The organism is Herminiimonas sp. KBW02 (assembly GCF_003852535.1).
GTDB lineage: Bacteria > Pseudomonadota > Gammaproteobacteria > Burkholderiales > Burkholderiaceae_D > Oxalicibacterium.
The window spans coordinates 491165-516453 of sequence record NZ_QAJP01000008.1; the positions used below are offsets into that span (position 1 = coordinate 491165).

A 25289-nucleotide genomic window follows, 5' to 3' on the forward strand; every position below is an offset into this window, starting at 1 on the left:
CTGCCCTCATCACGGGTGCAGCAGGCAGTTTGGTTTACGCCTGGCTACGCGCTTCGATTGCTTCCCACTTCTCCAGCGCTTCCAATAGCAAACCATCGATTTCAGCAAAACGCTGATTCAGTTTCTTCACTTCGTCCGGCTGTTGCGTGTACAGGCTGGCATCGGCCAGTTTCTCAGTGATCGCTTTTTGCTCGTCTTCCAGTTGTGCGATCAAAGCCGGCAAGGCTTCCATCTCGCGTTGTTCCTTGTAGCTGAGTTTCTTTTGCTTGGCAGCAGGTGTCGCGACTGGCGCTGCTTCCGCTTTTACTTCCGCCTTGGCCACCGGCTTCGGAGCACCCGCAGGAATAGCGGCCGGACGCACACGCTCCCAATCGCTGTAACCACCGATATATTCACGCCATAAGCCATTGCCTTCAGCGACGATGACTTCGGTCACGACGTTATCGAGGAAGGTTCTATCGTGGCTGACCAGGAACACGGTACCTTTGTAGTCTTCCAACAATTCTTCCAGCAATTCCAGTGTATCGATATCCAGATCATTGGTCGGTTCATCCAGCACCAGCACATTGGCTGGCTTGGCAAACAAACGCGCCAGCAGCAAGCGATTACGCTCGCCACCCGACAGGGACTTGACTGGTGAACGCGCGCGTTCAGGTGCAAACAGGAAGTCGTTGAGGTAAGTCATCACGTGTTTACGCTGACCATTGATCTCTACCCAATCGCTACCCGGCGCGATCGTATCGGCCAGGCTGGCGTCTTCATTCAATTGCGCGCGCATCTGATCGAAGTATGCAATCTGCAGCTTGGTACCTTGCTTGACGGTACCCGAATCCGGCTCTTCCTCGCCCAAAATCATTTTCAGCAAGGTGGTCTTGCCTGCACCGTTCAAACCGATCAGGCCTATCTTGTCACCGCGCAGCAAAGTCGCGCTGAAATCGCGCACGATAACTTTGTCGCCATAGCTCTTGTTGATATTTTCCAGCTCGGCGACGATCTTGCCGGAGCGATCACCGGACGACACATCCAGCTTGACCTGCCCTTGCTGTTCACGACGTGCGCTGCGCACCAGACGCAAGGCTTCCAGACGACGGACACGACCTTCATCGCGGGTACGACGTGCTTGCACGCCTTTGCGTATCCAGACTTCTTCCTGCGCCAGGAATTTATCGAACTTGGCGTTTTCAACTTCCTCGATTTCCAGTTGTTCTGCCTTGCGCACCTGGTACGCGCTGAAATTACCAGGGAAAGACAGCAAGCGACCGCGATCCAGTTCTATGATGCGGGTCGCCACGTTATCCAGGAAGCTACGATCATGGGTGATGAACAGGACGCTACCCTTGAAATCGCGCAACAGACCTTCCAGCCACATGATGGAGGTGAAATCCAGATGGTTGGTCGGTTCATCCAGCAACAGCACATCAGGTACGCTCACCAGCGCGCAAGCCAGCGCCACGCGCTTTTGCATACCGCCGGACAACGTACCCATCAGCGCGTCCTTCACCAGATTCAGGCGATCCAGCGTCGCTTCGACCTTATTCGTCAGGTTCCACGCATCCGCCGCATCCAGCTTGAGCTGAATTTCGTGCATGCGCTCCATCAGCGCGTCATCGTTGTCACCACCGAACTGGCCGGTCAGTGCATCGTACTCAGCCAGCAAAGCTTGCATATCGCCCATACCGGACGCCACCGCATCGAACACGGACATGTCAGGTGAGAAATGCGGCTCCTGCTCAACGTAGGCAATCTTGATCCCTTGTTGCATGACAAACAAGCCATCATCCAGCCTGGAGCGACCCGCGATGATTTTCAGCAGCGAGGACTTGCCGGTACCATTGCGGCCGATCAAACCTACACGCTCCGTGGTTTCGAGGGAAAACTCGGCGTGATCGAGCAAAGGGACGTGACCGAACGCGAGCTGCGCGTTCGAGAGTGAAATGACTGCCATAAATGCCTGAAGGTGTAAGGTCGGAGCGCGATTGCGGGCGACCAATTAAAAGAATGAAGACCGCATTGTACCGATAGCGGCAGCATTCCCGCTATTCTTTGCCATATCGTCAGCTATAATCGCGGTCGTAAGTAGCAAAGTGTTGCTCACTTTCAAGCGTCTCGCCGTAGTTCAATGGATAGAACGAGTGCCTCCTAAGCGCTAGATACAGGTTCGATTCCTGTCGGCGGGACCAATTACTGCTCCCCCAAGCGATATCAAATAATAAAAAAGCCGCAAAACTAAAAAAGTTCGCGGCTTCCAATCAAGACCATGCACCAGAAAATCAGGTGCATTTATTTACTTCCGCAGGATTACTGTTCTCCGTTTTCAAGGGAACAGACATTAAATGCCCTCTCAAGGTTTTAATAAGCATGCGATTGCAGTCAGTCTTGATGACTTTTGCCCGCTCCATTTTTTCAGCACCGCCCTGACGATAGCGCACTGTTCTATATGGGGCATCATCATCCTTGCCCTTTTTTTCGAACTCATTCAATGCAAGGTCTAAAGACTGCGCATACAACTTGACGCTTTCCTCGTGCATCTTCGCACCTTTTTCCGCCATCCAGAACTTGGATAATGTCGCCTCATCCTGCGGCGCTGAAATAACCCGAATCACCGTCATATAAGCAGTTGAAGGGTCTGCCCCCACTTGCGACATGGTGATTGCATTATCGAGAATAATGGCTGTCTCATCCTGCGTAACAGAAAAGATCGGCTGGGCTTCTATAACCCATTCATTTGTCATCTTTTCTGAAAATGCCATTAAGCGACTGCCCTTGATGGATGTTCGCTCCAGGCTATGCTGAACCAGTTCGCTCAGGCGAAATGAAAGCAATGTGTCCCGATACGGTAAAAGAAGGCGATCTGCACTCGCTTGCATTTTCGATTTCTGAATACTTTTAGAGGACTCATTTAAGACACCATGCGTCACCACTGCCGCTAAAAATCCAACCAAATTCGGTGCCGGATATAGCATTCCACCTGCCGGGGTATTCCCCGCATTATCCATGTTAAGCACACCCCGGTAATCTATGGTGTCAGTCGGCGGAAGCCTGACAACCCAGGCGGGTGCGGCAACAGTTGCCGGAACTACCGTATCACTGATCGCAGATGCATTTTCTTCTTGCGACCATGCCGTATGACTCACAAAAAGAGCAACACACGCTAAAGAGCGAACAAGTACGTTTGATATCCGGAATGTCATGACGAATCCACTCAAAAAAGAAAAAGCCCACATTCCTTTGTGAGCTTTTTCAAATTAACAGGTCCATTATTTCAGGAAAGGTTCGCGGAACTGATCCTTGCCCGTTTCCAAAGCCTGGAAATAAGCATTCGTCAAACCAGGGAATTTTGGCGGTTCATCCCACTGGCTTTCGCTGGCTTTTACGATATTGATCCGCTTATACCATTCATAAGCGTTCGTCTTTAAATTCACCAGATAACCTGTGCCGACCACCATTCCTTTCGGATCGCTGGTTGGGACATAGGCTGAATAGGTACGCACCATACCGAGTGAAGTAATTTCCACCATCAGCAACTTATCGATCGCGTATTTTTTCTGTAACTGCGAAAAGTCTTTCTTCGCTATACCTGGCGCAGCTTGTGCATTATCGGGCAAAGTCTTGATGTCGATGACTTCCTGAATCACGACGACGTCACCGCCTTTTTTACGAATTAAATCTGCCAGCTCATTTTTAAGCGTCACCAGATCTTCGTGCGGCAAGGTATTGGTATGTGTAGTCAGGGCAGAATTCGATGCCGATGCAAAGGCATAGCACAGCAAACAACCTGCTCCCGGAAATTCTGTATCCACTTTAGGTAGTGCCGTCATTGCCACGCCAACACGCCCTTCGCTGGCTTTTACCGCAGTCGGTGCAAGCCCGACAGGATATTGCGGTTTGACTGCACAGCCGGTCAGTATTACGGAAACAGCGACCAGCAACAAACCAACATTCCATCTCATAGTTATACTCCCTGATTGTAAATTTTCTCAGTGCTGCTCTGCGGCGGACATCTGAAATGCTGTTTGTGCACCCTGCCAATAGCTGATACCGCGCAAATTATATACGTGCCCCAAAGCAAGTAGATGTTGTTTTAACATCCTTCAAAAAAATAAATCGTGCGTGCGATCGTGGCTTGATCAGCAATAATTGGGCTTCTACTTATATATAATCGCTGCGGCACATCGAATACAAAAATTCCCCGGATGCTTACCCCGATTTTCCCGCTTGCCAATCGATACCCATCGCCAGAGAAATAAATCGCTGTTGACTATGAACACACAAAATAACGCTCAATTAATCAAACTGGCGGAGCATTACTTCAGGAACGGAAACTACCCATTTGCGCAAAACTTCTTGAAGCAAATACTTGATTCGAATCCCGCAGATTCCAAAGCAAATGAATTAGCCGCATATATAGCGGGTAATACCGGGAATGTTGAATTAGCGCATACGCTGCTTAAAAAGGCATCTCAACAAGCAAATTGCTCCCCGGAAGCGCTTTATTACCTTGGGGTCGCCTACCTGAGGAACAATCAATTTGACGATGCAATCGCATCTTTCGAGCGAACCTTAAAAACAAGCGGTGATTTTTTTGAAGCCCTGCATGATTTAGGCTTGGCCTACTTCCATATTCAAAAATACACAGAATCAATCGAGGCCTTTAAGAAAGCTGTTCCGCTTAGACCAAATTCATTCGAAGTCTTAACGAATCTGGGAAATTCGTTAAAAGCCATAAAGGAAAACGAAGAAGCACTTGTATATCAAAGCCAGGCTGTAGAAGCCGACCCTGGACGTGCAGAGGGATGGTTAAACAAAGGGGTAATACTGAATGCGCTTAAGCGCTACGAAGAGGCGTTGGCTCAATATAATCAAGCCCTCCTTTTAAAACCCGACTATATAGAAGCCTGGTCCAATAAAGGCAATGTTCTGCACACCCTAAAACGATTTGAAGAGGCGCTTTCTCATCACAATCAGGCTGTCACTTTAAGTAACTCGGACGCTGAAACCCTATTCAACAAAGGCATCACGCTGCACGAGCTCAAACGCTACGATGAAGCGCTGGAGCACCTTGATCGGGCCAGGCAACTGAGTCCTGAGCTGGATTTTCTGACCGGCACCCTCATTCATGAACAAATGATAGTTGGAGCATGGGGTAATTTCGAAAATAATATTGCACAACTCTCTGCGGAACTTGAAAGCCGCTTCAAAGTAGCGAGCCCATTCTCGGTTCTATCCGTCATTGATTCCCCACATTTGCATTTACTTGCGGCAAAGAACTGGGTCCAGCAAGAATACCCGGCCAATCCGTCATTGCCGCAGATACCAAAATATAAAAATGAAAAAATCCGTATCGCTTACTTTTCTGCGGATTTCAGGGATCACCCTGTTTCAGCTCTGACAGCCGAACTATTTGATTTACATGATCGCGCCACCTTCGAGCTTTTCGCTTTTTCTCTCCAGGGTGCACCTGGGAACGATCCAATGAGAGCAAGACTTAGCCAGACCTTTGATCACTTCCTCGATGTACAAGACATGTCAGACATCGACGTCGCTCGTCTGGCAAGAAAGATGCAACTGGATATCGCCGTTGATCTTGGTGGTCATACCAAAGACTCCAGGCCAGGAATATTTGCTCTCCGTGCAGCGCCGATTCAAGTCAATTACCTGGGCTATCCCGGCTCACTTGGTGCAGAGTATATCGATTACATCATCGCAGATAACACGCTTATCCCTACAAACAATCAGCCGCATTATTCGGAAAAAATCGTTTATCTACCTGGCACTTATATGGTGAACGATTCAAAACGGGAGATTTCGAACACTCCGTTAAAAAGATCTGAATTCAATTTACCGGACTCGGGATTTGTTTACTGCTGCTTTAACAATAGCTTCAAAATTACACCGCTGGTGTTTGCAAGCTGGATGCGTATTCTGAAAAAAGTCCAGGGCAGCGTATTGTGGCTCTCAGAGAACAATGCGTCCTTCAGATCCAATCTGAAAAAAGAAGCTGTAAAGCAAGGCATCGATCCGGACAGACTCGTTTTTGCCGATAGAGTTGAAGACCATGGCACTCATCTGGCACGACACAGACTCGCCGATTTATTCCTCGACGCAAAACCATACAACGCTCACACCACAGCAATGGATGCGCTGCAAGCCGGCTTACCTGTATTGACACAAATAGGTGACTCCTTCACCAGTCGCGTGGCTGCTAGCTTACTGAATGCGATTGATCTGCCGGAACTCATTACTCATAGCCAGGAAGAATATGAAGCACTGGCCATAGAACTAGGCAGCACTCAAAACAAAATAGAGATGCTCAAACAAAAATTGGTACGCAATCAATCTACAACTGCCCTGCTCAATACCCAGCTATTTACGAGGCACATCGAAAACGCTTACCAAATCATGCATGAACGTCAGCAAGATGGCTTGGCGCCTGATCATATTTATATTGAATCAAACGCATCTACATAGTCATAAAACGACGCGGGTGAAACTATTCATTAATAAATCGACGTTTTCAAACGCTGCGGCAAGTCCGCATCGTATTTTTCACCGTCTATCTCCGATCCGCTCAGATCGCTCAAGATAGTACCGAGGCTAGGCAAGGAACTACGTTCTATCTGCTGTTCCGCTTGCCACAGACCCGAACGCAAGATCGCGCGTGAGCATTGGAAGAAGACAGTTTCGACTGCTATCTTCAATACGGTGTGTGGCGTCTTGCCCTCTATCGCAAAGCGTTCAAGTAATGCAGGATCGTTATGAATGCTGGCACGGCCGTTGACCCTGACAGTTTCACCTATGCCTGGAATCAGGAAGATGAGTGCGACACGCGGATCACTGATGATGTTGCGCAGACTGTCTATGCGATTATTACCGCGACGATCCGGCAGCAATAGTGTTTTCTCATCCAGCACATGGACGAAACCAGCCGGATCACCACGCGGCGACGCATCCAGTCCGTCCGGGCCACTGGTCGCTAACACGGCAAACGGCGCAGCGTCGATGAAGGCCTGATAATGCGGATGAATGTAGTCGATTTCCTTGCGTATTGAAGCGGCCATGGGCTGGCCGTATATGCGTTCCAGCGCTGCCAGGTCTGAAATCTGATGTGCTTTGCTTGGTCCGTCCACGGATAGGCTCCTGAAGGTGGGCTGTAGTGAGAAAAAACCCTGAAGCTGCGTCGCTTTAATAAGCGCGCAATAGACAGATGATAGCGAAAATCAGGAACGGTCGTGATGGAAGCCCGGGATGAGCGCGTCCAAATAATAATGGCAGCTGAATTACCGGACAGATAAAACGCTATCTGCCGGTAACTCAATTGCCATCTAGTGCGAAAACCGGAGCCTATCTGGTCGCCAGTTTGCGCTGCGATGCAAGCCGCGTAACTACCGCGACCAGCCTGTCGATTTCATCATAGGTATTGTAGAAAGCCAGTGATGGACGCACTGTCGTTTCCACACCGAAGCGACGCAAGATCGGTTGCGCGCAATGATGTCCGGTACGTACTGCGATACCTTCCTCGTTCAGTGCATGACCGACTTCTTCAGTGGTGTAACCCTGCAACACAAATGACATGACGCTGGCTTTGTCCACTGCCGTACCTATCAGGCGCACGCCAGGGATGGCGCCCAGTTTTTGCATGCCGTAGACCAGCAGTTCGTGTTCGTAGCGAGCGATGTTTTCAATACCGATTTTGTTGACATAATCGATCGCTGCGCCCAGACCTACCGCATCCGCTATATTGCCGGTACCGGCTTCGAACTTGTTGGGTATCGGCTGGAATACCGTTTTTTCAAACGTCACGTCGGCAATCATATTACCGCCGCCCTGCCATGGCGGCATGTCTTCCAGGATTTCGCGTTTGCCCCAGACCACACCTATGCCGGTCGGGCCAAATACCTTATGCCCCGAGAATACAAAGAAGTCGGCGCCGATATCCTGCACGTCTACCCGCATGTGCGAAATCGATTGCGCACCATCGACCAGGGCCTTGGCTCCGGCACGATGTGCCAGTGCGACGATCTCTTTTACCGGGACCACGGTACCCAATGCGTTCGACACTTGCGTGACGGCGACAATTTTGGTTCTGTCGTTCAGCAGCTTCTGGTATTCAGAGAGGATGACCTGTCCGCTGTCATCGACCGGGATGACGCGCAGCTTTGCGCCCTTGGCCGCGGCGAGCTGCTGCCACGGCACGATGTTCGCATGATGTTCGAGATTGCTGACGATGATTTCATCGCCCTCACCGATATGCTGCCCACCCCAGCTTTTTGCCACCAGGTTGATCGCCTCTGTCGTTCCGCGGACGAAAATGACTTCATTCACATCTGGTGCATTGATGAAGTTTTTTACACGTTGCCGTGCACCTTCATAAGCATCTGTTGCACGTGCTGCCAGCTCATGCGCAGCGCGATGAATGTTTGAATTTTCGTGTTCGTAGAAGTAGGCGATACGATCTATGACGGATTGTGGTTTATGTGTGGTTGCAGCATTGTCAAACCAGACCAGTTGCCGACCGTTGACACGCTCCTGCAAGATTGGAAAGTCACGGCGTACGGCGTGTACATCGAACGCCGGATGACGACTCTGATCTGCTTGCGTGATTCCGGTTGCTTGGGTACCACCATGCGGATGTGCTTTGACTGGCGTGACATAACCACTAGGCAAAACTACCGAGTCTACGAAGTAGTACTTGGGTTCGGTTGACGGCTGGGTGACCGGCACAGCAGCTTGCGACTTCGATATGTCAATACCGACTGGCGCAGCAAAAGGTTGATGCGCCAGTTGATCAAGTATGTTGACCGGGGTATTGCCGCTATCACGTCCACCCGCCGCCACTGGTCCTTGCTGCAGGAAGTAATACGGTGCACTGTCCTCGCCAGGTACCCGGGTCGGCAAAGCAGCTGCTTGCGGCACGCCGAGCACTGCTCCGCCCAGACGCGGCTCATAGGCCGGCAAAGTGCTGATCACTGTATCCGGCACACCGTTAGGTGCGCTCGCATGCGGTAACAAAGCAGGCACACGATTGGCCAGCGATGGCAATTGCGCCGGCGAAGCAGGCAGCAAATTACTGCCCGGGATCTGCCCTTGCGGAATCGGCGTACCCGGTACCGACGGGCCCAGGCCGGCAGGACTGGCAAGTGGTGAACCCGGCGGTGCAAGATTGACCGGCGCTTGCACGCCAGGCAGGGATGGCGCACCTTGGTTCGGCAAAGCAGAAAAGAAGGCGCTCGCCATCCGTGCCAGCACGGCCGGATCGATAGGCGCTTCACCGCCAGGCGGGAGTGGCGCAGGAATGGATGTGTTACTCATGGTCGCGACTTAGCGGTAGGTGTCCGGATAGTCGTGGTATTTATTAATTTCCACATCATCCAATACTGCCAGCGCATCAGGCGTCAACACCGCCAGCGAGCAGTACAACGAGATCAGGTAAGACGCGATGGCCTGACCATTGATGCCCATGAAACGCACCGACAAGCCCGGGCTTTGCTCACCTGGCAAACCAGGCTGGAACAAACCGACCACGCCCTGACGTTTATCGCCTACGCGCAGCAGGATAATTTTGCTCTTGCCATCTGCGACCGGCACTTTATCCGAAGGGATCAGCGGTACGCCGCGCCAGGTAATAAATTGCGAACCAAACAGGCTGACAGTCGGCGGCGGTGTGCCACGACGGGTCGCTTCACGGCCAAAGGCAGCGATGGTCAATGGATGCGCCAGGAAGAAAGCCGGTTCTTTCCAGACTTTGGTCAGCAATTCATCGAGGTCATCCGGTGTCGGTGCACCGGTCAACGGGAAGATGCGCTGCTCATCCGTCACTTGCGCCAGCAGGCCGTAGTCCGGATTGTTGATGAGTTCGCTTTCCTGATTTTCCTTGATGGTTTCTATGGTCAGGCGCAGTTGTTCCTTGATCTGGTCATGCGGGCTGCTATACAGATCGGAAACGCGGGTGTGCACGTCGAGGATGGTACTGACGGCATTCAGGTAATGTTCACGCGGTGTTTCTTCGTAGTCGACGAAGGTACGCGGCAACTGGTTTTCTTCTTCACGCGAGGTGCAGGTGACTTTGATCGATTCAGGATTTTTAACCTGATTCACGCGGTAGATACCAGCTTCGACCGGCACCCATTGCAACAAATGCGTCAGCCAGCGCGGTGAGATGATCGATAACTGTGGAACGGTTTTGGTTGCATTGGCTAACTGGCGCGCTGCATTGTCGCCCAACGCCACTTGTGATGAAGAAGTATCTGCCATGAGAATTTCCGTTAATTAGAGATAAATAGAGAGTGATGTAAAAACTAAGAGCTAGACGTAACAATGAAACCGCACGACTCAGGCGCTGAGTGTCAGCGGGATTCGACCTGGCCTCAACATGCTATAGCCGCCAAGTTGAGTTTGTAGACCGCCTGCAAACCGCTGATGCGTTCGCAGTGCAGCAACAAGTCAGAGACTTTCAGGCCGAGTGCACTGGCCAGTTTGTCCAGCGTAATCAGTGACGGTATCGTTTTGCCACGCTCGACTTCACCGACATAAGAACGATTCAATTGTGCTTTTTCAGCCAGTGCTTCCTGCGACCAGCCCTGTGCTTCACGCAATTGCCGGACTGCCAGACCCAAAGACACACACAACTTGCTCATCGCGTATCCAGTCAGGCAATCAGGCCTGTACCCACGGCAGTTGGTGATGGCGCCAACCATCACTGCCACCGCGATGTTGCTGCTCATCCAGCTCGCCTTCAAAACCTTCCAGCACATTGAAGACCTGGGTGAAACCGGCTTTCTGCGCGGCCTCTGCTGCCAGCGCCGAACGCTTGCCGCTGCGGCACAGGAGCAGGATGGTTTTATCCTTGCCGGTTTTAGCTTCCAGTTCACGCACAAAACGCGGGTTGCGTGTCAGGCTGGTACCAGTCGCCCACGCTACGTGGACGCTATCTGGCACATAGCCGACGAAAGCACGCTCCTCGGTAGTACGCACGTCGACCAGCACTGCCTTGCCGCTGGAAAAAAGCTGCCATGCGAGTTGCGGCGCTACGCCGTCTTTAGACAACAGTTCAGAAACCGGGGCTAAACCTTCCTCTTTTTCGTATGTGCGGGCTGCGACAGCAGATTGGACAGATACACTCATTTCGTTTTCCTTTACTTGACTGCTCACAGCCATCATTGATGACCGTGTCTGAATTCGTGCAATCAGAATATAAGAAAGCAAATACGCGACAAACGAATAAAAACGCGCTTGATTATGAGAATTTCGCTGCAGTGATTTGGCGTAATGAGCCAGTCCGGGGAAAATGATGACAACCGTCTACAGGCAGCAGATATTCATCATTTGTTACAAATGAGCGTGTCCATTTACATAGTTTCAGTAGCACTTTCATCCCGGAATGAGGTCTACTGAGGCAATCGGGATTTACAGGTCGGACGCAGCGCGCAAGGCAATTCAATAAAGTGCCAGCGCCAGATTAAATTCCCGACTAATATTGTTCTTTAGTACAGAATTGTCCTTGGAGTCATCATGAAAACAAATAAAACGGTCATCGTCCTCGCCATACTTGCCGCCACCGTGTTGGGCGGTTGTACGACCTACTACCCAAACGATAACGTGCGCCAATATCCGGCATACCCGCAAGCGACCTATCCTGCACAGGGTTACCCGGCCGCAGGCTATCCACAACAACAATATCCGAATCAGGGCTATAACCAGGGTTATTACAAAGGTACCGGCATCGTCGATTCGATCCAGCCTATGCAAGTCCGCAGTGAAGGCAGCGGCGGCGGCGCGCTGGCAGGTGGTGCAATCGGCGGCGTCCTGGGCAACCAGGTCGGCAAAGGTGGCGGTCGCGCAGTGGCAACCGCAGCCGGCTTGATCGGCGGCGCCTTGCTGGGCAACCAGATAGAGCGCAACAGCACGCCGGCACAACAGTATTTCCAGGTGAATGTCCGACTTGATAACGGCGGCTTCCAAACCTTTAATCTGCAAAATCCGAACGGCCTGCAAGTCGGCGAACGCGTCCATATCGAAAACAACCAGATTTACCGCTACTAAACAGCCCCTCTCAAGGCAAAAGCCCGTTTCATGCAAATGAAGCGGGCTTTTTGTATGGCGGGACATTTTTTGAGGCACTAGCGGTACCGAGCGGCCGATGTCTATAAAGAAAACTGGATTACAAGACAGGACGAATCGTATAATTTGCACAACCCGGCATGCAAAATGCTTCAATCCCCCCACGTTCGTGCGGTAGGGAATAGCCCTTTGCGGCACGCATAGGATACTGATTTATTTCGAATATTCGCTATTTCAAAGGTTGAGCAATGATCACGGAAGAACAAGTAAAAGCCTTACAGTCCGAGATGGAGGGGAACGGGGAGAACCAGGCACAAATGGCCTACCGCATCCTGGAAGAGATGATCGTGACACTGAAACTGCCGCCCGGCAGCAAGATATCCGAAAAAGCACTGAACCGCTCGCTCGGTTTCGGCCGCACGCCTTTGCGTGAAGCATTGCAGCGTCTGGCAATCGAAGGCAACGTGAAAATCCTGCCGCGTTCCGGTGTCATCGTTTCCGATATCGACCTGGCAGATCAGCTCAACATGATAGAAGTCCGGCGCGAACTGGAAAAAATCATCGCGGGGCGCGCGGCGCGCCTGGCGATGGAAGACCAGCGCGAGATCTTCCTCAAACTGGCTGGCGAATTCGACCGTGCCGCCCAGCAAAACGACGGCAGTGTTTTTATCGAAACGGACCGGGAATTCAATTCGCTCTGCATAGAGACCGCGCAAAATAAATACGTGTCGTATGCAATAGGTCCGATAGAAGCACAGACACGTCGCTTCTGGTATCTGCATTTCAAACGCTTCGGTGACCTGCAACGCGTATCGCAATTACACGCCGGCATCGCACGCGCGATTGCCGCCAACGACGAAGCCGGCGCCCGCGACGCCTCGGACAAACTGATCGATTACGTGGAAGAATACACGCGCAAAACCCTGCAGTTTATGGGTGGCCTGTAACATCGGCGCACATGAAAAAAGCGCAGACTGAGAAATCAGCCTGCGCTTTTTTACGCCCGCCTCAGAACTTAGAAACCGGCTGCGATACCGTTGCTGCGCGGATCGAAACCACCGGCAAAGATGCCGTCTGCATCACGCACGATGGCGGCAGCATGCCCCACCATTTCATCGAACTCGCCGATCACATCCACTTCATGACCAAGCTTGCGCAAGCCATCGATGATTTCCGGTGCGAAGCGGCTTTCCAGCTTGAGTGAATCCGAGCTCTGACCCCAGGTCCGGCCCAGCAACCAGCGTGGCGCAGTAATCGCCTGCTGCACGGCTTGCCCGAACACAGCGTAACGGGTGAATACTGCTGCCTGTGTTTGCGGCTGTCCATCGCCACCCATGGTGCCGTACACCATGGTGCGACCATCTTTCAGACGTGCGAGCGCAGGATTGAGCGTGTGGAAAGGTTTCTTGCCTGGCACCAGCACGTTCAGGTGCTGCGGGTCCAGCGAGAATGAGCAACCGCGGTTTTGCCAGTTGATGCCGGTACGTGGCAAGACCACACCGCTGCCGAACTCGTGATAGATACTTTGGATGAAGGAAACTGCACGCCCTTCACCGTCAATCACACCCATCCAGATCGTGTCGCCCGGTCCTTTACCCTGGCCCCAGGGCAAAGCTTGATCAACGCGGATCTTGGCGACGTAAGGTGCGAGGAACTCGTCGGTTAATATGCTTTGCGGATCAATCGACATATACGCCGGATCGATCACGTAACGATCGCGAATCGCAAATGCCTGTTTGGTCGCTTCCACTACCAGGTGGATGTATTCCAGGCTGTCTTCCTTGTACTGGCCGATATTCAGGCGATCAAGAATACCGATGATAGCCAGCGAGATCACGCCTTGTGTCGGTGGTGCAGTATTGTAGACATCGCCGAGGCTATGTTTGAGGTGCATAGGCACGCCGGTGCGTGCGTGATAGCTATTCAAATCCTGCAGCGTAATCGGGCAACCGACTTCTGCCAGATCCGCTGCGATTTCTTTTGCCAGCTCGCCACGATAGAAACTATCCAGGCCTTGTTCAGCCAGCGTGCGCAAAGTTTTACCCATGCGTTTTTGTACGAAACGGCTGCCTGCTGCAGGCGCCTTGCCATCCACCAGGAAGGTGTCGGCAAAGCCTGGTTGATGCACCAGTTCTGCGAGCTTGGCCGAAGTGCTCGCGTACTGCGATGGCGTTACCGGGATGCCTTGTTCTGCGTAATGAATCGCATCGCCCAGCAAGCGGTTCAAAGCCAATTTACCGCCCCAGCCGGCGCTGATGTTCAGTGCTTCCTGCCAGCCACCGACTGTGCCTGCCATGGTATTTGCTGCTACCGGGCCACGCATCGGAATCGTATCCAGCTTGCGTTCTTTGTAATAATCCAGCGAGACACCCGCGCCGACGACGCCGCAAGCTTCAATCGCCACAACCGGTTTGCCCGGTTCCGACACCACCCAGAAACCATCACCGCCTATGCCGTTCATATGGGGATAAACAACTGCAATCGTCGACGCCGCGGCGACCATCGCCTCAATGGCGTTACCGCCATCCTGCAGGACCGACAAAGCTGCCTGTGCAGCCAGTGAATGTGGCGCAACTGCCATGCCACGTGTTGCGTGGGTAGTATTGAGCATAAAAACCTTCTGAATCGATAAATAAAAACAGTATTGCCCGGCGAACTCCGGGCAATTCCTAAACGTTTTTCCGGAACCGATACAGCTGGATTCCGGAAAAACGGTATTACTTCAGCGCCGTCGCAGGTGCTACTGCGCTATTCATTTCCATTTCATGCGGTGTATTGGCCAGGAACTTGCGGCGCATAGGCTTGAGAATGATCAAAGCCAGGAACGCAGTCAGGAAATCCATCCCGATCACGGTCATGAACACTGGTGTCCACGAACCGGTAGCTTCGTGCATCATCGCTGCCAGCGGACCACCCAGCACAGAACCCACACCTTGTGCCATGTACAGGAAACCGTAGTTAGTAGTCGCATGTTTGGTACCAAATGTGTCCGTCAGGATAGATGGGAACAGCGAGAAAATTTCACCCCAGCCGAAAAATACAACACCCGACAGCAACACAAACAACACTGGATTATCAGTTGTCATCAACCACAAGGTCATCGCCACGCCTTCCATGCCGAAGGCAATGAACATGGTGTTTTCACGACCAATGCGATCCGATACCCAGCCGAAGAACGGACGGGTCAAACCATTTGCAAATCGATCGATCGTCAATGCCAGCGGCAAAGCGGCCATACCGAAAACCATCGCGTCATGTACGCCAAAGTCTTTGGCGAACGCGCCCATTTGCGAAATCACCATCAGACCGGAAGTCGACATCATGGTCATCATGATGAACATCAGCCAGAACACTGGTTTCTTCAGCATCTCGCTCGATTTATAGCTGTACTTGGACTCCTTATTCGCATCGCTGGCCTTGTGACGCACGGCCAGCTCCGCCACTTCATCCGCTTTCGGGCGGCGCATGCCTTGTGCAGCAAGGAAACCGACTACACCGATGATCAGACCGAAGGTCATCAGGGTGCTCGACACACCGGCACTCTTAATGCTGCTGGAAATCGCAAACGTCGTCATGATCGCGCCGAAGCCGTAACCGGCAGCCACCATGCCGACCGCAAAGCCGCGCTTCTCCGGGAACCACTGCACCATCAGGCCAATCACGCCGACATAAATAATGCCGGTACCGACACCGCCCAGCAGGCCGTAGCTAAAGTACAAACCCCACACGCTAGTGGCTGAAGCTGCCAGTACCCAGCTCGCGGCGGTCAGGATCGCGCCGGCCGACAACAACAAGCGCGGACCAAACTTATCGATCAGGAAACCCTGGAATGGCGACAGGAAGGTTTGCGCCACGATCAGGATCGCGAACGTGACTTGCACTTCGGTCAGCGACGCGTTGAGCAAAGTAGTCAATTCAGTTGTAAACAATGCCCATACATATTGCGGGCTCGAGATAGCCATCATGGCCACCACGCCAAAGCAAAGCTGCCACCATCTGGTGCTGCTCGACAAACTCGAGCTGGTTGTACTGATGCGATTCATAAAGATCTCCGATGTAGTTATAGAACTTCCTGGCCCTTCAAATCCGCATGTCTATCACTGACATGTCAGATTCAGGCGTAAGTTAAGCCCCATAAAAACATTTGTCAAGGGTTGAAAAATAACGATCAAACTGGTTTGCAGCAAGCCTGCATAAATTTACTGATCATTCCCCTTTAAGCAATCTTAGTGCCAGTTACCAAAAATAAGACAAAAGATGCAGCAACCGACAAGTGCCATGTTAGTTTCAGCCAAATAAGATGAAAAGCATTTTTGTGAGAGATGCCGCCCCTGCTTCCGTCGTGCGCATCTTTTTAGTGCACCCATTACTCGACGCAACAAGCAAACGCACGAAAAAAGAGCGCCTCTTGGCTGAGGCGCTCCGAAATGGCAATCTGTGCCCCCCCCGAGAGGAGGGCAATTCAATTTGATATTTGATACCGGTCAGGAGTAAGCAACCGGATTCTCGTCAGGCGTGCTTTACCCATCCAGCGATAGATCAGAAAGAAAAAGCGCCAGCCGGAATCAGCCTTCGCCCAAATACGCGGCCTTGACCTTGGGATCATTCAGCATTTGCTGTGCATCGCCCTGCATGGTGACCAGACCAGATTCCATCACATAAGCACGATTCGCTGCCTGCAAAGCCAGCTTGGCATTTTGCTCTACCAACAGGATGGTGATGCCTTGTGCCGATACGGTACGGATCACTTCAAAGATTTTCTCGACCATGATCGGCGATAAACCCATGGATGGCTCATCCAGCAACAGCAATTCGGGATGACTCATCAGGGCACGTGCCATCGCCAGCATTTGCTGCTCGCCACCAGACAAGGTTCCTGCCATTTGCGCAGAACGTTCCTTCAGACGCGGAAATACGCCGTACCAGCGCTCTATGTCCGCTGCGATACCTTCCTTGTCATCACGCGTGAACGCACCCATCAGCAGGTTTTCCTGAATCGACATGCGCGTGAAAACGCCACGCCCTTCCGGTACCATCGCCAGTCTTTTGCGCACCAGTTCAAACGAATGCAAACCTTTGATCGGATGCCCGGCATATTCGATATGCCCTTCCACGCGGCAATTCGGCAAGGTGCCGGTGATGGCTTTCAGCGTCGTGGTCTTGCCTGCGCCATTCGCACCGATCAGCGTAATAAGTTCACCCTGGCGAACTTCAAGATCCACGCCTTTGACTGCCTCGATGCCACCGTAGGCAACCTTCAGTCCGCTAATGCTCAATACGATATCAGCCATTAGTGCGAACCTCCCAGATAGGCTTCAATCACAGCCGGATTTTTTTGTACCTCAGCCGGCACGCCTTCAGCAATCGGCTTGCCATAATCCAGCACCGTGATGCGGTCGCACAAACCCATCATCAGTTTGACGTCATGTTCAATCAATAAAATAGTTTTACCTTCCGCCTTGATCTTGACCAGTAAATCACGCAGGCCGAGCTTTTCTGTTGCGTTCATACCGGCAGCCGGCTCATCCAGCGCCAGCAGTTGCGGATCGGTAGCCAGCGCACGTGCAATTTCAAGACGTCGCTGATCGCCATACGATAAATTGCGCGCGGTACGTTCAGCAAATTGCGCGATGCCGACAAACTCCAGCAACTCCATCGAGCGCTGGCGTATCTCTGCTTCTTCACGACGTGCCGCCCTGTGATGAAACACTGCGCCGAACAAACCCTGATGCGTACGCACATGGCGCCCTATCATCACGTTCTCCAGCGCAGTCATTTCGCCAAACAGGCGTATGTTTTGAAACGTACGGGCGATACCGGCCTTCGCTACCTTATGCGGTGCCGATGGCGAGTATGGTTTGCCAGCCAGTTCGAAGCTGCCGGTGTCGGCCTGGTACAGGCCGGTGATCACATTAAAGAAGGTGGTTTTACCGGCACCGTTCGGTCCGATCAAACCGTAGATCTGGCCTTGCAAGATCTTGATGTTAACATCTGACAATGCCTGCAAACCGCCAAAGCGCTTGCTGACACCAGCGATATTGAGAATGATTTGTTCGCTCATGGCACCCTCTTATACCGCCACAACATCGGTGGATTTTTTCGCCGTATCGTTGTCCGTGGTTGGCCGGTCTTCGCTCTTGGGTGAAGGCCACAAACCGGCAGGACGGTACAGCATGATCAGAACCATCGCCAGGCCATACAACAATTGGCGCAAGACTTCTGCATCGATCAGCACTTCACCGAACAAGCTCTTTTGCAAAGGCTCCACTACGTGACGCAAGACTTCAGGCAAAGCGGCAAGAATGATGCCGCCCAAGACTACGCCCGGTATATGTCCCATGCCGCCCAGAACTACCATCGCCAGTACCGCGATTGACTCGGTCAGCGAGAAAGACTCGGGTGAGACAAAGCCCTGGAAGGCGGCGAACATCGCACCCGCCACACCACCAAAGGAGGCGCCCATCGCAAAGGCTAGCAACTTCACGTTACGCGTATTGATACCCATGGCCTTGGCTGCAATCTCATCCTCGCGGATCGCCACGAAGGCTCGACCCAGACGCGAATTTTGCAGGCGTACCGAGATGAAAATAATCGCGATGCACAGGAACAGAAACAGGAAGTAATAGGCATTCACTGAAGGCATTGCGTAATCGCCTATCATCACCGTCGCGCGCGACCCGGCTTCTCCGTTAAGAGAAACGCCGAAGATGCGGATCGGATCGATCATATTGATACCTTGCGGACCATTGGTGATATTGACCGGGCCGTTCAGGTTGTTCATGAAGATACGGATGATTTCACCAAAGCCCAGCGTCACAATCGCAAGGTAATCACCACGCAATTTCAAGGTAGGCGCACCCAGCAAGGCGCCAAAGAAACCGGCAACCAGTGCCGCCAGCGGCACAATCGCCCACAAGGAGAGATGGATGCCGTTTTGCGCGATCTCGGGACCAAAGACCCACAGCAAGGCTTCTCCGATGGGCGGATATTGATTGACGAAGGATTCGAGTACGACCGCAAATTGTGGCGACGCCAGCAGGGCCGTCAGGTAAGCGCCAATGGCGTAAAAGGCGATATAGCCCAGATCGAGCAAACCAGCAAAACCAACCACCACATTCAAGCCCAGCGCCAGCATGATGTAGAGCAGCGCAAAGTCCATGATGCGCACCCAGGAATTACCGAAATTTTGCGCGATGAACGGGAAGATCAGTGCAATCGCAAGTATCACCAGCAAACCGCTATACGCTTTGCGTGGGTTATTTTTGGTATCGAAATAATTTGCCATATCCCCTCCTTACGCGCGGTCAGGCACACGTTCGCCCATGATGCCGGACGGTCGCAGCGTAAGAACGATGATCAGTACCACGAAGGCAAAGATATCCTGATAGTGGCTGCCGAGGAAACCGCCGGTCAGGTCACCGATATAACCGGCCCCCAGGCTTTCAATCAGACCGAGCAGAATGCCACCCAGCATCGCGCCGTATATGTTGCCGATACCACCCAGCACCGCTGCTGAGAAAGCTTTCAAGCCAGGTACAAAGCCCATCGCGAATTGTGCCGATGAATAGTTGGCGGCCCACATCACCCCGGCGATCGCCGCCAGCACGGCGCCGATGGCAAAGGTCATCACGATCACGCGATTGGAATCGACGCCCATCAAACCAGCGACGCGCGGATTCTCCGAAGTCGCACGCATGGCGCGACCCATTTTGGTTTTTTCTATCAGCAAGACCAGCAAGCCCATGGCCACCGCTGCCAGGATCAGCAACATGACCTGGGTCGGCGAAATCAGCGCACCCATGATGTGCAGCGGCTCGGTCGGCATTTCCTGCGGAAACGGAATCGGGCTGCGGCCCCAAATCATCATGGCCAGCGTCTGCAGCAGGATGGAAACACCGATAGCGGTAATCAACGGCGCCAGGCGCGGTGCATTACGCAAACGCCTGTAAGCAACACGCTCAATCAGCACATTCACCGCGACACAGACCGGGATCGCACCAAGGATGGCGATAATCAATTTAACGATGCCGGGCAAGTCCGGCGCCACCGTATTGAGCATCTTGAGGATGGTCAGCCCTGCCATCGCACCTATCATCAGCACATCACCATGCGCAAAGTTGATCAGGTTAAGCACGCCGTACACCATCGTATAGCCGAGCGCGACGAGCGCATACATGCTGCCCAGCACCAGGCCATTAATAATTTGCTGGATGAAAATATCCATGTTTTGACTACTCTCTTAAAGGATGGTGTTCCATCGTTTGCGACTACGGAGCACTTTGCCAGCCCGCTCTGACAATATAGCTGTCGCAAAAATCATTCCAGATAAAACAAAAACGGCACCCTGATTCAAATCGAAGGTGCCGCGCGATATACAGCTGTTTATTCGGAAGGACGAATGATGATCGTCATGATCGGGGAAATTCGGGCAGGAATCATCATCTTATTGTCTCCGGTTTGTCTCTGGATAAACGTTTGCAGACAGCTGCAAACAATGAGGAAGCTGGCGGCGATTATACCGAATGCCAGGTCACCATCATCCAATTTATCCGTAGATACTAAAGACAAATCAGTAATTAACGCTTCAGGCCCTTCGGCAACGGGAAGGTCACGTTTTCTTCCACGCCATCCAGCGTACGCACACTTTGCGCGCCACACTCTTTCAAACGGTCTATCACAGCCTGAACCAGCACTTCCGGTGCCGAAGCGCCAGCGGTCAGGCCGATACGACGTTTACCGCGCACCCAATCTGGATCGATTTGCGATGCATTGTCGACCATATAGGCTGGTACGCCGCGTTTCTCGGCGACTTCGCGCAAACGGTTGGAGTTGGAGCTATTTGGGCTGCCGACCACGATGACCATGTCCACCTGTGGTGCCATGAACTTCACGGCTTCCTGGCGGTTGGTGGTGGCGTAGCAAATGTCAGCCTTCTTCGGTTCCGAGATATTCGGGAAACGGCTCTTCAGGGCTGCAATCACATCAGCGGTATCGTCTATCGACAACGTGGTTTGCGTGACATAGGAAATCATGTCCGGATTGCGCACTTGCAACTTTTCGACATCTTCGACTGTTTCGACCAGATGCATGCCGTCTTCGATCTGACCCATGGTGCCCTCAACTTCCGGATGGCCATCATGACCGATCATGATGATCTCGCGACCATCACGACGCATCTTTTCCACTTCGATGTGCACCTTGGTCACCAGCGGGCAGGTCGCATCGAATACGCGCAAGCCACGCTTCTCGGCCTCTGCCTGCACCGCCTTGGAGACGCCATGCGCAGAAAAAACGACGGTATTGCCGGCCGGTACATCGTCCAGTTCTTCGATAAAGATCGCACCCTTGTTGCGCAGGTCGGTCACCACATAGGCGTTGTGCACGATCTCGTGACGCACATAAATCGGTGCACCGAACTCAGTCAGCGCACGCTCTACGATTTCAATCGCACGATCAACGCCTGCGCAAAAACCACGCGGTTGGGCCAGTAAAATTTCGGTATCCATCTTTATCCTTTGATGCCCCGGCCTTTGCGTATGCAAGCACCGGTTAATAAACGTATGTCTGTATGAGGCTCTATGTTTCAGGCTCTGCGTTTCGGGTTTAATCGCACACCTTACAGTATGCCGATGATCTTTACTTCAAACTGCAGCGTCTGACCCGCCAGCGGATGATTAAAATCAAACAAGGCGGTTTCTTCATCTATATCACGCAGCACACCGGCAAACTTGCCGCCGCTGGGAGCCGCAAACTCAACCAGGTCGCCGATCACATAATCGTCACCCGGCAAGGAATTCTTATCCAGCACATTACGCGACAAGCGCTGCAACAATTCCGGATTGCGCGGACCGAAAGCACGTTCCGGCGGCAAATCAAATGTCTGGTGCGTCCCCTCCGGCAAACCCAGCAAACAAGCCTCAAGAAACGGCGCCAGTTGCCCCTGCCCCAACTGCAAGGTAGCCGGATTGTCTGCGAAGGTACTGACGATATCCTCGCCCTCACTGGAAGCAAGGCGGTAATGCAACGTCAGGTATGCAGTTTCCGTAACGACAGGCTGTAATTGGTTTGACATGAGAAAATTCCGGGTTGTGCGACTAGCGCTATTTTAAGCCACCTTGCACATTCCAGCCCTCTGATAATTGAAATCCCATATTCCTTTCCAGACGGAGGCAATTTTGGCAATTACAGACTGGCCGGAGCAAGACAGACCACGGGAGCGCCTGATCAGGCACGGCGCGGCCATCCTATCGGACGCGGAATTATTGGCGATCTTCCTGCGACTAGGCGTTGCCGGTAAAAGTGCGGTTGATCTCGCACGCGACATGCTCTGGCACTTTGGTTCGCTGCACGAAATGTTTTCTGCCAGCATGACCGACTTTTGCAAGCTTAACGGCCTGGGTCCGGCCAAATACGCCCAGCTACAGGCAGTACTGGAACTCACCCGTCGTGCGCTGAGCGAAGAATTGCAAATCGGCATTGCACTGAATTCACCACAGGCGGTAAAGAAGTATTTGCAGTTAATTCTGGGCAACAAGAAGCATGAAGCGTTTGTTGTACTCTTTCTTGACGTCAAGAACCGCCTGATCGCCTGCGAAGAACTCTTTCGCGGCACCCTCACCCACACCAGTGTTTACCCGCGTGAAATCGTGAAAGAGGCGCTTACGCACAACGCCGCCAGCGTGCTGCTGGCGCATAACCATCCTTCCGGCTCCCCCGAGCCCAGCGCCGCTGATCAAAGCCTGACGCAAGCCCTGAAGCAGGCCCTGGCCTTAATAGACGTGCGAGTACTCGATCATTTCGTCATTGGTGGCAAAAATATCTATTCCTTTGCCGAACATGGCCAGTTGTAAACCGGTATCTGGCTGATAACAGAGCGCTAAGCCGCCTGCCTGCCACCCCATGCTTACACTCTGTAAACCGGCAATTACCCGGGGCGACGGGACTTGTTACTTACCCGCCCTCAAATTGTTAAATAATACGAATGCACAAAGACACAATTATTTCACGCAAGTCATTGAATAAATGCGAATTTTTGGCTATACTCTCGTTTTTTCCAATTCCGGAAATCTTTAGGAGCACAAATATGGCACGTGTCTGCCAAGTCACTGGGAAGGGGCCGATGGTCGGCAACAATGTTTCCCATGCAAACAACAAAACGAAACGTCGTTTTTTGCCTAACTTGCAAAATCGCCGTATTTTCGTTGAGTCCGAGAATCGCTGGGTTTCCCTGCGTCTGTCCAACGCCGGTTTGCGTGTAATCGACAAAATCGGCATCGATGCTGTTTTGGCTGATATGCGCGCTCGTGGCGAAAAAGTCTAACTAGCAGAATAAAGGAATTATCATGGCGAAATCAGGCCGCGACAAAATCAAGCTGGAATCGACCGCAGGCACGGGTCACTTCTACACCACGACTAAAAACAAGCGTACGACTCCGGAAAAAATGTCGATCATCAAGTTCGACCCAAAAGTCCGTAAGCACGTTGAATACAAAGAAACCAAGATCAAGTAATCGATCTTATGTTTCGCAGAAAAGCCGCTTCCATGAAGCGGCTTTTTTTATTCCTCGCGCTGCCATCACCGGTTAAGCTAAGGGCACGCCCGGTACTCCAGAGAAGATATGAATCCAAACAAGTTCTCCGATGCTGAGATTGCATCCGTCTACAAAGCGATACGCGAACGGCGTGACATGCGTCACTTCCTGCCCACGCCGCTGGAAGAAGGACAACTGGAGCGCTTCATCCAGGCAGCGCACATGGCGCCCAGCGTCGGCCTGATGCAACCCTGGCGCTTCATCCGCATCACGGACACAGCGCTGCGCGGGACAATTCAACAGCATGTAGAAAGTGAGCGGCGTGCCACTGCCGACGCCCTCGAACAGCGCTCTAATGAATTCATGCGGCTGAAAGTAGAAGGAATTTTGTCCTGCGCCGAAGTGCTGGTGGTCGGCCTCACCGATCATCGCGAGAAATACATTTTTGGCCGCCGCACCATGCCGGAGATGGATCTGGCTTCTGCCAGTTGTGCAATACAGAATATGTGGCTGGCAGCCAGAGCGGAAGGTATCGCCATGGGCTGGGTATCCCTGTTCGATCCGGAAACACTGCGTCAGTTGTGCAAGATGCCGGAGGGCAGTCAGCCTATCGCGATTTTATGTCTGGGTCAGACGGCGGAATTCTATCCGGCACCCATGCTGGAAATCGAAGCCTGGGATAAGCGCAAGGCCATCGCCGATATCTGTTTTGAGAATTCCTGGGGCGATTAAGCAGACTCATGCATCAGTATATTGCTCGACCCATTTCCTGATTCCTGACAACGAACGAAACTCGGCGACCGAGCGACATTGAATATGCGGATGACGCGCCTTGAGCATACGCACCAGCGCAGCACCCGGCCCCAGTTCCAGTGCCATCGTCACACCTGCTTCATGCAAGCTATCCATCACTGCCTGCCAGCGTATAGGCTCTGCCAGCTGGCGCGATAAATTACCGGATGCGGCATCTTTATCCAGCAAGCGCGCGCCGGAGATGCCCGCCAATACCGGAAATGCCGGAGCCTTGATGCCGCTGCTTGCAATAGCCAGCTCAAATGGCTGCACCGCAGCCTGCATCCACGGTGTATGTGATGCGATCTCTATCGGCAAGCGCGTGACCTTGCCACCAGCATTGCCAATCGCAGCTTCCAGTGCATCAGCCTGTTTCAGCAAGCCACCGGCAATCACCGAGTCGTCATCTACCTCTATCGCCATGTAAAAACCATGCGCATCCAGCAAAGGCCGGATCTCCGACATTTGCACCAGAGATTGCGAGAGTGAAATCGCCAGCATGACTTGCGGCTGATCAGTGGCGATGCATGCTTGCAGCAAGTTCGCACGCAAAGCCGCCAGCCTGATCGCTTCTTCAGCACTGAGCGCACCGGCCACGGCCCATGAGGCCAGCTCGCCTATGCTGTAACCAGCAACCACGACAGGTTTGGGGATGATGTTTTTGACGGCTTCCCAGGTAGCAAGAATGGAGGCGACTACCAGCGGTTGCGCGATCGGATTGGCAAACAGGAGTTTTTCATCGGCCAGTACTTCGCGCAAAGAATGACCGCATAACTCTTCCAGCGGCCAGGCCTGCAGCAATTGTGCTGCGCGTGTATCTTCCCGCGCAAGGTCGAACATACCGGCATGCTGGCCAGCCTGACCGGAACACAGAATAGCGACGCGATTCATCATGGGAACTCAGTATAC

At 52.6% G+C, this 25289-nt stretch carries 24 protein-coding genes and 1 tRNA gene; 8 read left to right on the top strand and 17 right to left on the bottom strand.

The genetic code is table 11. From position 1 onward, the window contains the following. Positions 1 to 34: 34 nt before the first annotated feature. A complete protein-coding gene (locus DBR37_RS15570) occupies positions 35 to 1945 on the bottom strand; it encodes an ATP-binding cassette domain-containing protein (RefSeq protein WP_124575376.1) in 1911 nt (636 codons plus the stop codon). A 160-nt stretch (positions 1946 to 2105) separates the two neighbouring features. Between DBR37_RS15570 and DBR37_RS15575 the strand changes: the two genes are divergently transcribed. Further along, a tRNA-Arg gene (locus DBR37_RS15575) sits at positions 2106 to 2180 on the top strand. A 90-nt stretch (positions 2181 to 2270) separates the two neighbouring features. Here the strand turns inward: DBR37_RS15575 and DBR37_RS15580 are convergent. Together DBR37_RS15580 and DBR37_RS15585 are read right to left on the bottom strand one after the other, a co-directional pair. Then, positions 2271 to 3191, bottom strand: coding sequence for a hypothetical protein (locus DBR37_RS15580; RefSeq protein WP_124575377.1), 921 nt, complete (start codon positions 3189 to 3191; stop codon positions 2271 to 2273). A 66-nt stretch (positions 3192 to 3257) separates the two neighbouring features. After that, entirely contained in the window at positions 3258 to 3950 is a 693-nt protein-coding gene (locus DBR37_RS15585) for a hypothetical protein (RefSeq protein WP_199739133.1), read from the bottom strand. A 310-nt stretch (positions 3951 to 4260) separates the two neighbouring features. On the opposite strand from DBR37_RS15585, the gene DBR37_RS15590 reads away from it, so the two are divergent. Continuing rightward, positions 4261 to 6468 (top strand): tetratricopeptide repeat protein, encoded by a 2208-nt coding sequence (locus DBR37_RS15590; protein ID WP_124575378.1) that lies wholly within the window; start codon positions 4261 to 4263, stop codon positions 6466 to 6468. A 29-nt stretch (positions 6469 to 6497) separates the two neighbouring features. Here the strand turns inward: DBR37_RS15590 and DBR37_RS15595 are convergent, their stop codons facing one another. The 5 genes from DBR37_RS15595 to DBR37_RS15615 form a co-directional block, all read right to left on the bottom strand. Further along, entirely contained in the window at positions 6498 to 7127 is a 630-nt protein-coding gene (locus DBR37_RS15595; RefSeq protein ID WP_124575379.1) for a pyridoxamine 5'-phosphate oxidase family protein, read from the bottom strand. Positions 7128 to 7341: 214 nt separating this feature from the next. Next, positions 7342 to 9309 carry a family 2A encapsulin nanocompartment cargo protein cysteine desulfurase gene (locus DBR37_RS15600; RefSeq protein WP_199739134.1) on the bottom strand — a complete coding sequence of 656 codons (1968 nt, stop codon included), beginning with the start codon at positions 9307 to 9309 and terminating at the stop codon, positions 7342 to 7344. 9 nt (positions 9310 to 9318) lie between these two features. Then, on the bottom strand, positions 9319 to 10251 hold the full coding sequence (locus tag DBR37_RS15605) for a family 2A encapsulin nanocompartment shell protein (RefSeq protein ID WP_124575380.1): 933 nt from the start codon (positions 10249 to 10251) through the stop codon (positions 9319 to 9321). 113 nt (positions 10252 to 10364) lie between these two features. Next, entirely contained in the window at positions 10365 to 10634 is a 270-nt protein-coding gene (locus tag DBR37_RS15610; RefSeq protein WP_041296589.1) for a helix-turn-helix domain-containing protein, read from the bottom strand. Positions 10635 to 10653: 19 nt separating this feature from the next. Beyond that, positions 10654 to 11121 carry a rhodanese-like domain-containing protein gene (locus DBR37_RS15615; RefSeq protein ID WP_124575381.1) on the bottom strand — a complete coding sequence of 156 codons (468 nt, stop codon included), beginning with the start codon at positions 11119 to 11121 and terminating at the stop codon, positions 10654 to 10656. Between the two features lie 387 nt (positions 11122 to 11508). Between DBR37_RS15615 and DBR37_RS15620 the strand changes: the two genes are divergently transcribed. Next, positions 11509 to 12039 (top strand): glycine zipper 2TM domain-containing protein, encoded by a 531-nt coding sequence (locus DBR37_RS15620; protein WP_124575382.1) that lies wholly within the window; start codon positions 11509 to 11511, stop codon positions 12037 to 12039. Between the two features lie 266 nt (positions 12040 to 12305). Further along, complete coding sequence (locus DBR37_RS15625; protein WP_124575383.1) at positions 12306 to 13004, top strand: GntR family transcriptional regulator; 699 nt, start codon at positions 12306 to 12308, stop codon at positions 13002 to 13004. Between the two features lie 68 nt (positions 13005 to 13072). Here DBR37_RS15625 and DBR37_RS15630 read toward each other — a convergent pair whose 3' ends face one another. From DBR37_RS15630 to DBR37_RS15665, 8 genes are all read right to left on the bottom strand, one after another. Continuing rightward, complete coding sequence (locus DBR37_RS15630; RefSeq protein WP_124575384.1) at positions 13073 to 14668, bottom strand: gamma-glutamyltransferase family protein; 1596 nt, start codon at positions 14666 to 14668, stop codon at positions 13073 to 13075. A 106-nt stretch (positions 14669 to 14774) separates the two neighbouring features. Continuing rightward, positions 14775 to 16100 carry an oxalate/formate MFS antiporter gene (oxlT, locus tag DBR37_RS15635; RefSeq protein ID WP_124575385.1) on the bottom strand — a complete coding sequence of 442 codons (1326 nt, stop codon included), beginning with the start codon at positions 16098 to 16100 and terminating at the stop codon, positions 14775 to 14777. A 522-nt stretch (positions 16101 to 16622) separates the two neighbouring features. Beyond that, a complete protein-coding gene (locus tag DBR37_RS15640; protein ID WP_124575386.1) occupies positions 16623 to 17348 on the bottom strand; it encodes an ABC transporter ATP-binding protein in 726 nt (241 codons plus the stop codon). Next, positions 17348 to 18118, bottom strand: a complete 771-nt coding sequence (locus tag DBR37_RS15645; RefSeq protein ID WP_124575387.1) for an ABC transporter ATP-binding protein — start codon at positions 18116 to 18118, stop codon at positions 17348 to 17350. The genes DBR37_RS15640 and DBR37_RS15645 overlap by 1 nt, the downstream gene beginning before the upstream one ends. A 9-nt stretch (positions 18119 to 18127) precedes the next feature. Continuing rightward, positions 18128 to 19342, bottom strand: coding sequence for an ABC transporter ATP-binding protein (locus DBR37_RS15650; RefSeq protein WP_124575388.1), 1215 nt, complete (start codon positions 19340 to 19342; stop codon positions 18128 to 18130). A gap of 9 nt (positions 19343 to 19351) precedes the next feature. Continuing rightward, the gene (locus tag DBR37_RS15655; protein ID WP_124575389.1) at positions 19352 to 20281 is read right to left on the bottom strand and encodes a branched-chain amino acid ABC transporter permease; all 930 of its coding nucleotides are present in this window, start codon (positions 20279 to 20281) and stop codon (positions 19352 to 19354) included. 352 nt (positions 20282 to 20633) lie between these two features. Next, on the bottom strand, positions 20634 to 21563 hold the full coding sequence (gene ispH, locus DBR37_RS15660) for a 4-hydroxy-3-methylbut-2-enyl diphosphate reductase (protein ID WP_124575390.1): 930 nt from the start codon (positions 21561 to 21563) through the stop codon (positions 20634 to 20636). A gap of 110 nt (positions 21564 to 21673) precedes the next feature. Beyond that, the gene (locus DBR37_RS15665) at positions 21674 to 22129 is read right to left on the bottom strand and encodes a peptidylprolyl isomerase (RefSeq protein WP_124575391.1); all 456 of its coding nucleotides are present in this window, start codon (positions 22127 to 22129) and stop codon (positions 21674 to 21676) included. A gap of 103 nt (positions 22130 to 22232) precedes the next feature. On the opposite strand from DBR37_RS15665, the gene radC reads away from it, so the two are divergent. From radC to bluB, 4 genes are all read left to right on the top strand, one after another. Next, entirely contained in the window at positions 22233 to 22907 is a 675-nt protein-coding gene (gene radC / locus DBR37_RS15670) for a DNA repair protein RadC (protein WP_124575392.1), read from the top strand. A gap of 233 nt (positions 22908 to 23140) precedes the next feature. Further along, a complete protein-coding gene (gene rpmB / locus DBR37_RS15675; RefSeq protein WP_041296590.1) occupies positions 23141 to 23377 on the top strand; it encodes a 50S ribosomal protein L28 in 237 nt (78 codons plus the stop codon). A gap of 22 nt (positions 23378 to 23399) precedes the next feature. Next, on the top strand, positions 23400 to 23567 hold the full coding sequence (gene rpmG, locus DBR37_RS15680; RefSeq protein WP_011871858.1) for a 50S ribosomal protein L33: 168 nt from the start codon (positions 23400 to 23402) through the stop codon (positions 23565 to 23567). Between the two features lie 108 nt (positions 23568 to 23675). After that, on the top strand, positions 23676 to 24320 hold the full coding sequence (bluB, locus tag DBR37_RS15685; protein WP_124575393.1) for a 5,6-dimethylbenzimidazole synthase: 645 nt from the start codon (positions 23676 to 23678) through the stop codon (positions 24318 to 24320). 6 nt (positions 24321 to 24326) lie between these two features. Here bluB and DBR37_RS15690 read toward each other — a convergent pair whose 3' ends face one another. After that, positions 24327 to 25274, bottom strand: coding sequence for an ACP S-malonyltransferase (locus DBR37_RS15690; protein ID WP_124575394.1), 948 nt, complete (start codon positions 25272 to 25274; stop codon positions 24327 to 24329). Positions 25275 to 25289: the final 15 nt, after the last annotated feature.

Coding starts and splice junctions, on each gene's coding strand:
- rpmG (WP_011871858.1), top strand. CDS start 23,400: ATGGCGAAATCAGGCCGCGACAAAATCAAGCTGGAATCGACCGCAGGC.
- DBR37_RS15630 (WP_124575384.1), bottom strand. CDS start 14,668: ATGCTCAATACTACCCACGCAACACGTGGCATGGCAGTTGCGCCACAT.
- bluB (WP_124575393.1), top strand. CDS start 23,676: ATGAATCCAAACAAGTTCTCCGATGCTGAGATTGCATCCGTCTACAAA.
- DBR37_RS15650 (WP_124575388.1), bottom strand. CDS start 19,342: ATGGCAAATTATTTCGATACCAAAAATAACCCACGCAAAGCGTATAGC.
- ispH (WP_124575390.1), bottom strand. CDS start 21,563: ATGGATACCGAAATTTTACTGGCCCAACCGCGTGGTTTTTGCGCAGGC.
- DBR37_RS15625 (WP_124575383.1), top strand. CDS start 12,306: ATGATCACGGAAGAACAAGTAAAAGCCTTACAGTCCGAGATGGAGGGG.
- DBR37_RS15610 (WP_041296589.1), bottom strand. CDS start 10,634: ATGAGCAAGTTGTGTGTGTCTTTGGGTCTGGCAGTCCGGCAATTGCGT.
- DBR37_RS15590 (WP_124575378.1), top strand. CDS start 4,261: ATGAACACACAAAATAACGCTCAATTAATCAAACTGGCGGAGCATTAC.
- DBR37_RS15665 (WP_124575391.1), bottom strand. CDS start 22,129: ATGTCAAACCAATTACAGCCTGTCGTTACGGAAACTGCATACCTGACG.
- DBR37_RS15605 (WP_124575380.1), bottom strand. CDS start 10,251: ATGGCAGATACTTCTTCATCACAAGTGGCGTTGGGCGACAATGCAGCG.
- DBR37_RS15620 (WP_124575382.1), top strand. CDS start 11,509: ATGAAAACAAATAAAACGGTCATCGTCCTCGCCATACTTGCCGCCACC.
- DBR37_RS15645 (WP_124575387.1), bottom strand. CDS start 18,118: ATGAGCGAACAAATCATTCTCAATATCGCTGGTGTCAGCAAGCGCTTT.
- DBR37_RS15655 (WP_124575389.1), bottom strand. CDS start 20,281: ATGGATATTTTCATCCAGCAAATTATTAATGGCCTGGTGCTGGGCAGC.
- DBR37_RS15640 (WP_124575386.1), bottom strand. CDS start 17,348: ATGGCTGATATCGTATTGAGCATTAGCGGACTGAAGGTTGCCTACGGT.
- DBR37_RS15615 (WP_124575381.1), bottom strand. CDS start 11,121: ATGAGTGTATCTGTCCAATCTGCTGTCGCAGCCCGCACATACGAAAAA.
- oxlT (WP_124575385.1), bottom strand. CDS start 16,100: ATGAATCGCATCAGTACAACCAGCTCGAGTTTGTCGAGCAGCACCAGA.
- DBR37_RS15570 (WP_124575376.1), bottom strand. CDS start 1,945: ATGGCAGTCATTTCACTCTCGAACGCGCAGCTCGCGTTCGGTCACGTC.
- DBR37_RS15580 (WP_124575377.1), bottom strand. CDS start 3,191: ATGACATTCCGGATATCAAACGTACTTGTTCGCTCTTTAGCGTGTGTT.
- DBR37_RS15690 (WP_124575394.1), bottom strand. CDS start 25,274: ATGATGAATCGCGTCGCTATTCTGTGTTCCGGTCAGGCTGGCCAGCAT.
- DBR37_RS15585 (WP_199739133.1), bottom strand. CDS start 3,950: ATGAGATGGAATGTTGGTTTGTTGCTGGTCGCTGTTTCCGTAATACTG.
- DBR37_RS15600 (WP_199739134.1), bottom strand. CDS start 9,309: ATGAGTAACACATCCATTCCTGCGCCACTCCCGCCTGGCGGTGAAGCG.
- rpmB (WP_041296590.1), top strand. CDS start 23,141: ATGGCACGTGTCTGCCAAGTCACTGGGAAGGGGCCGATGGTCGGCAAC.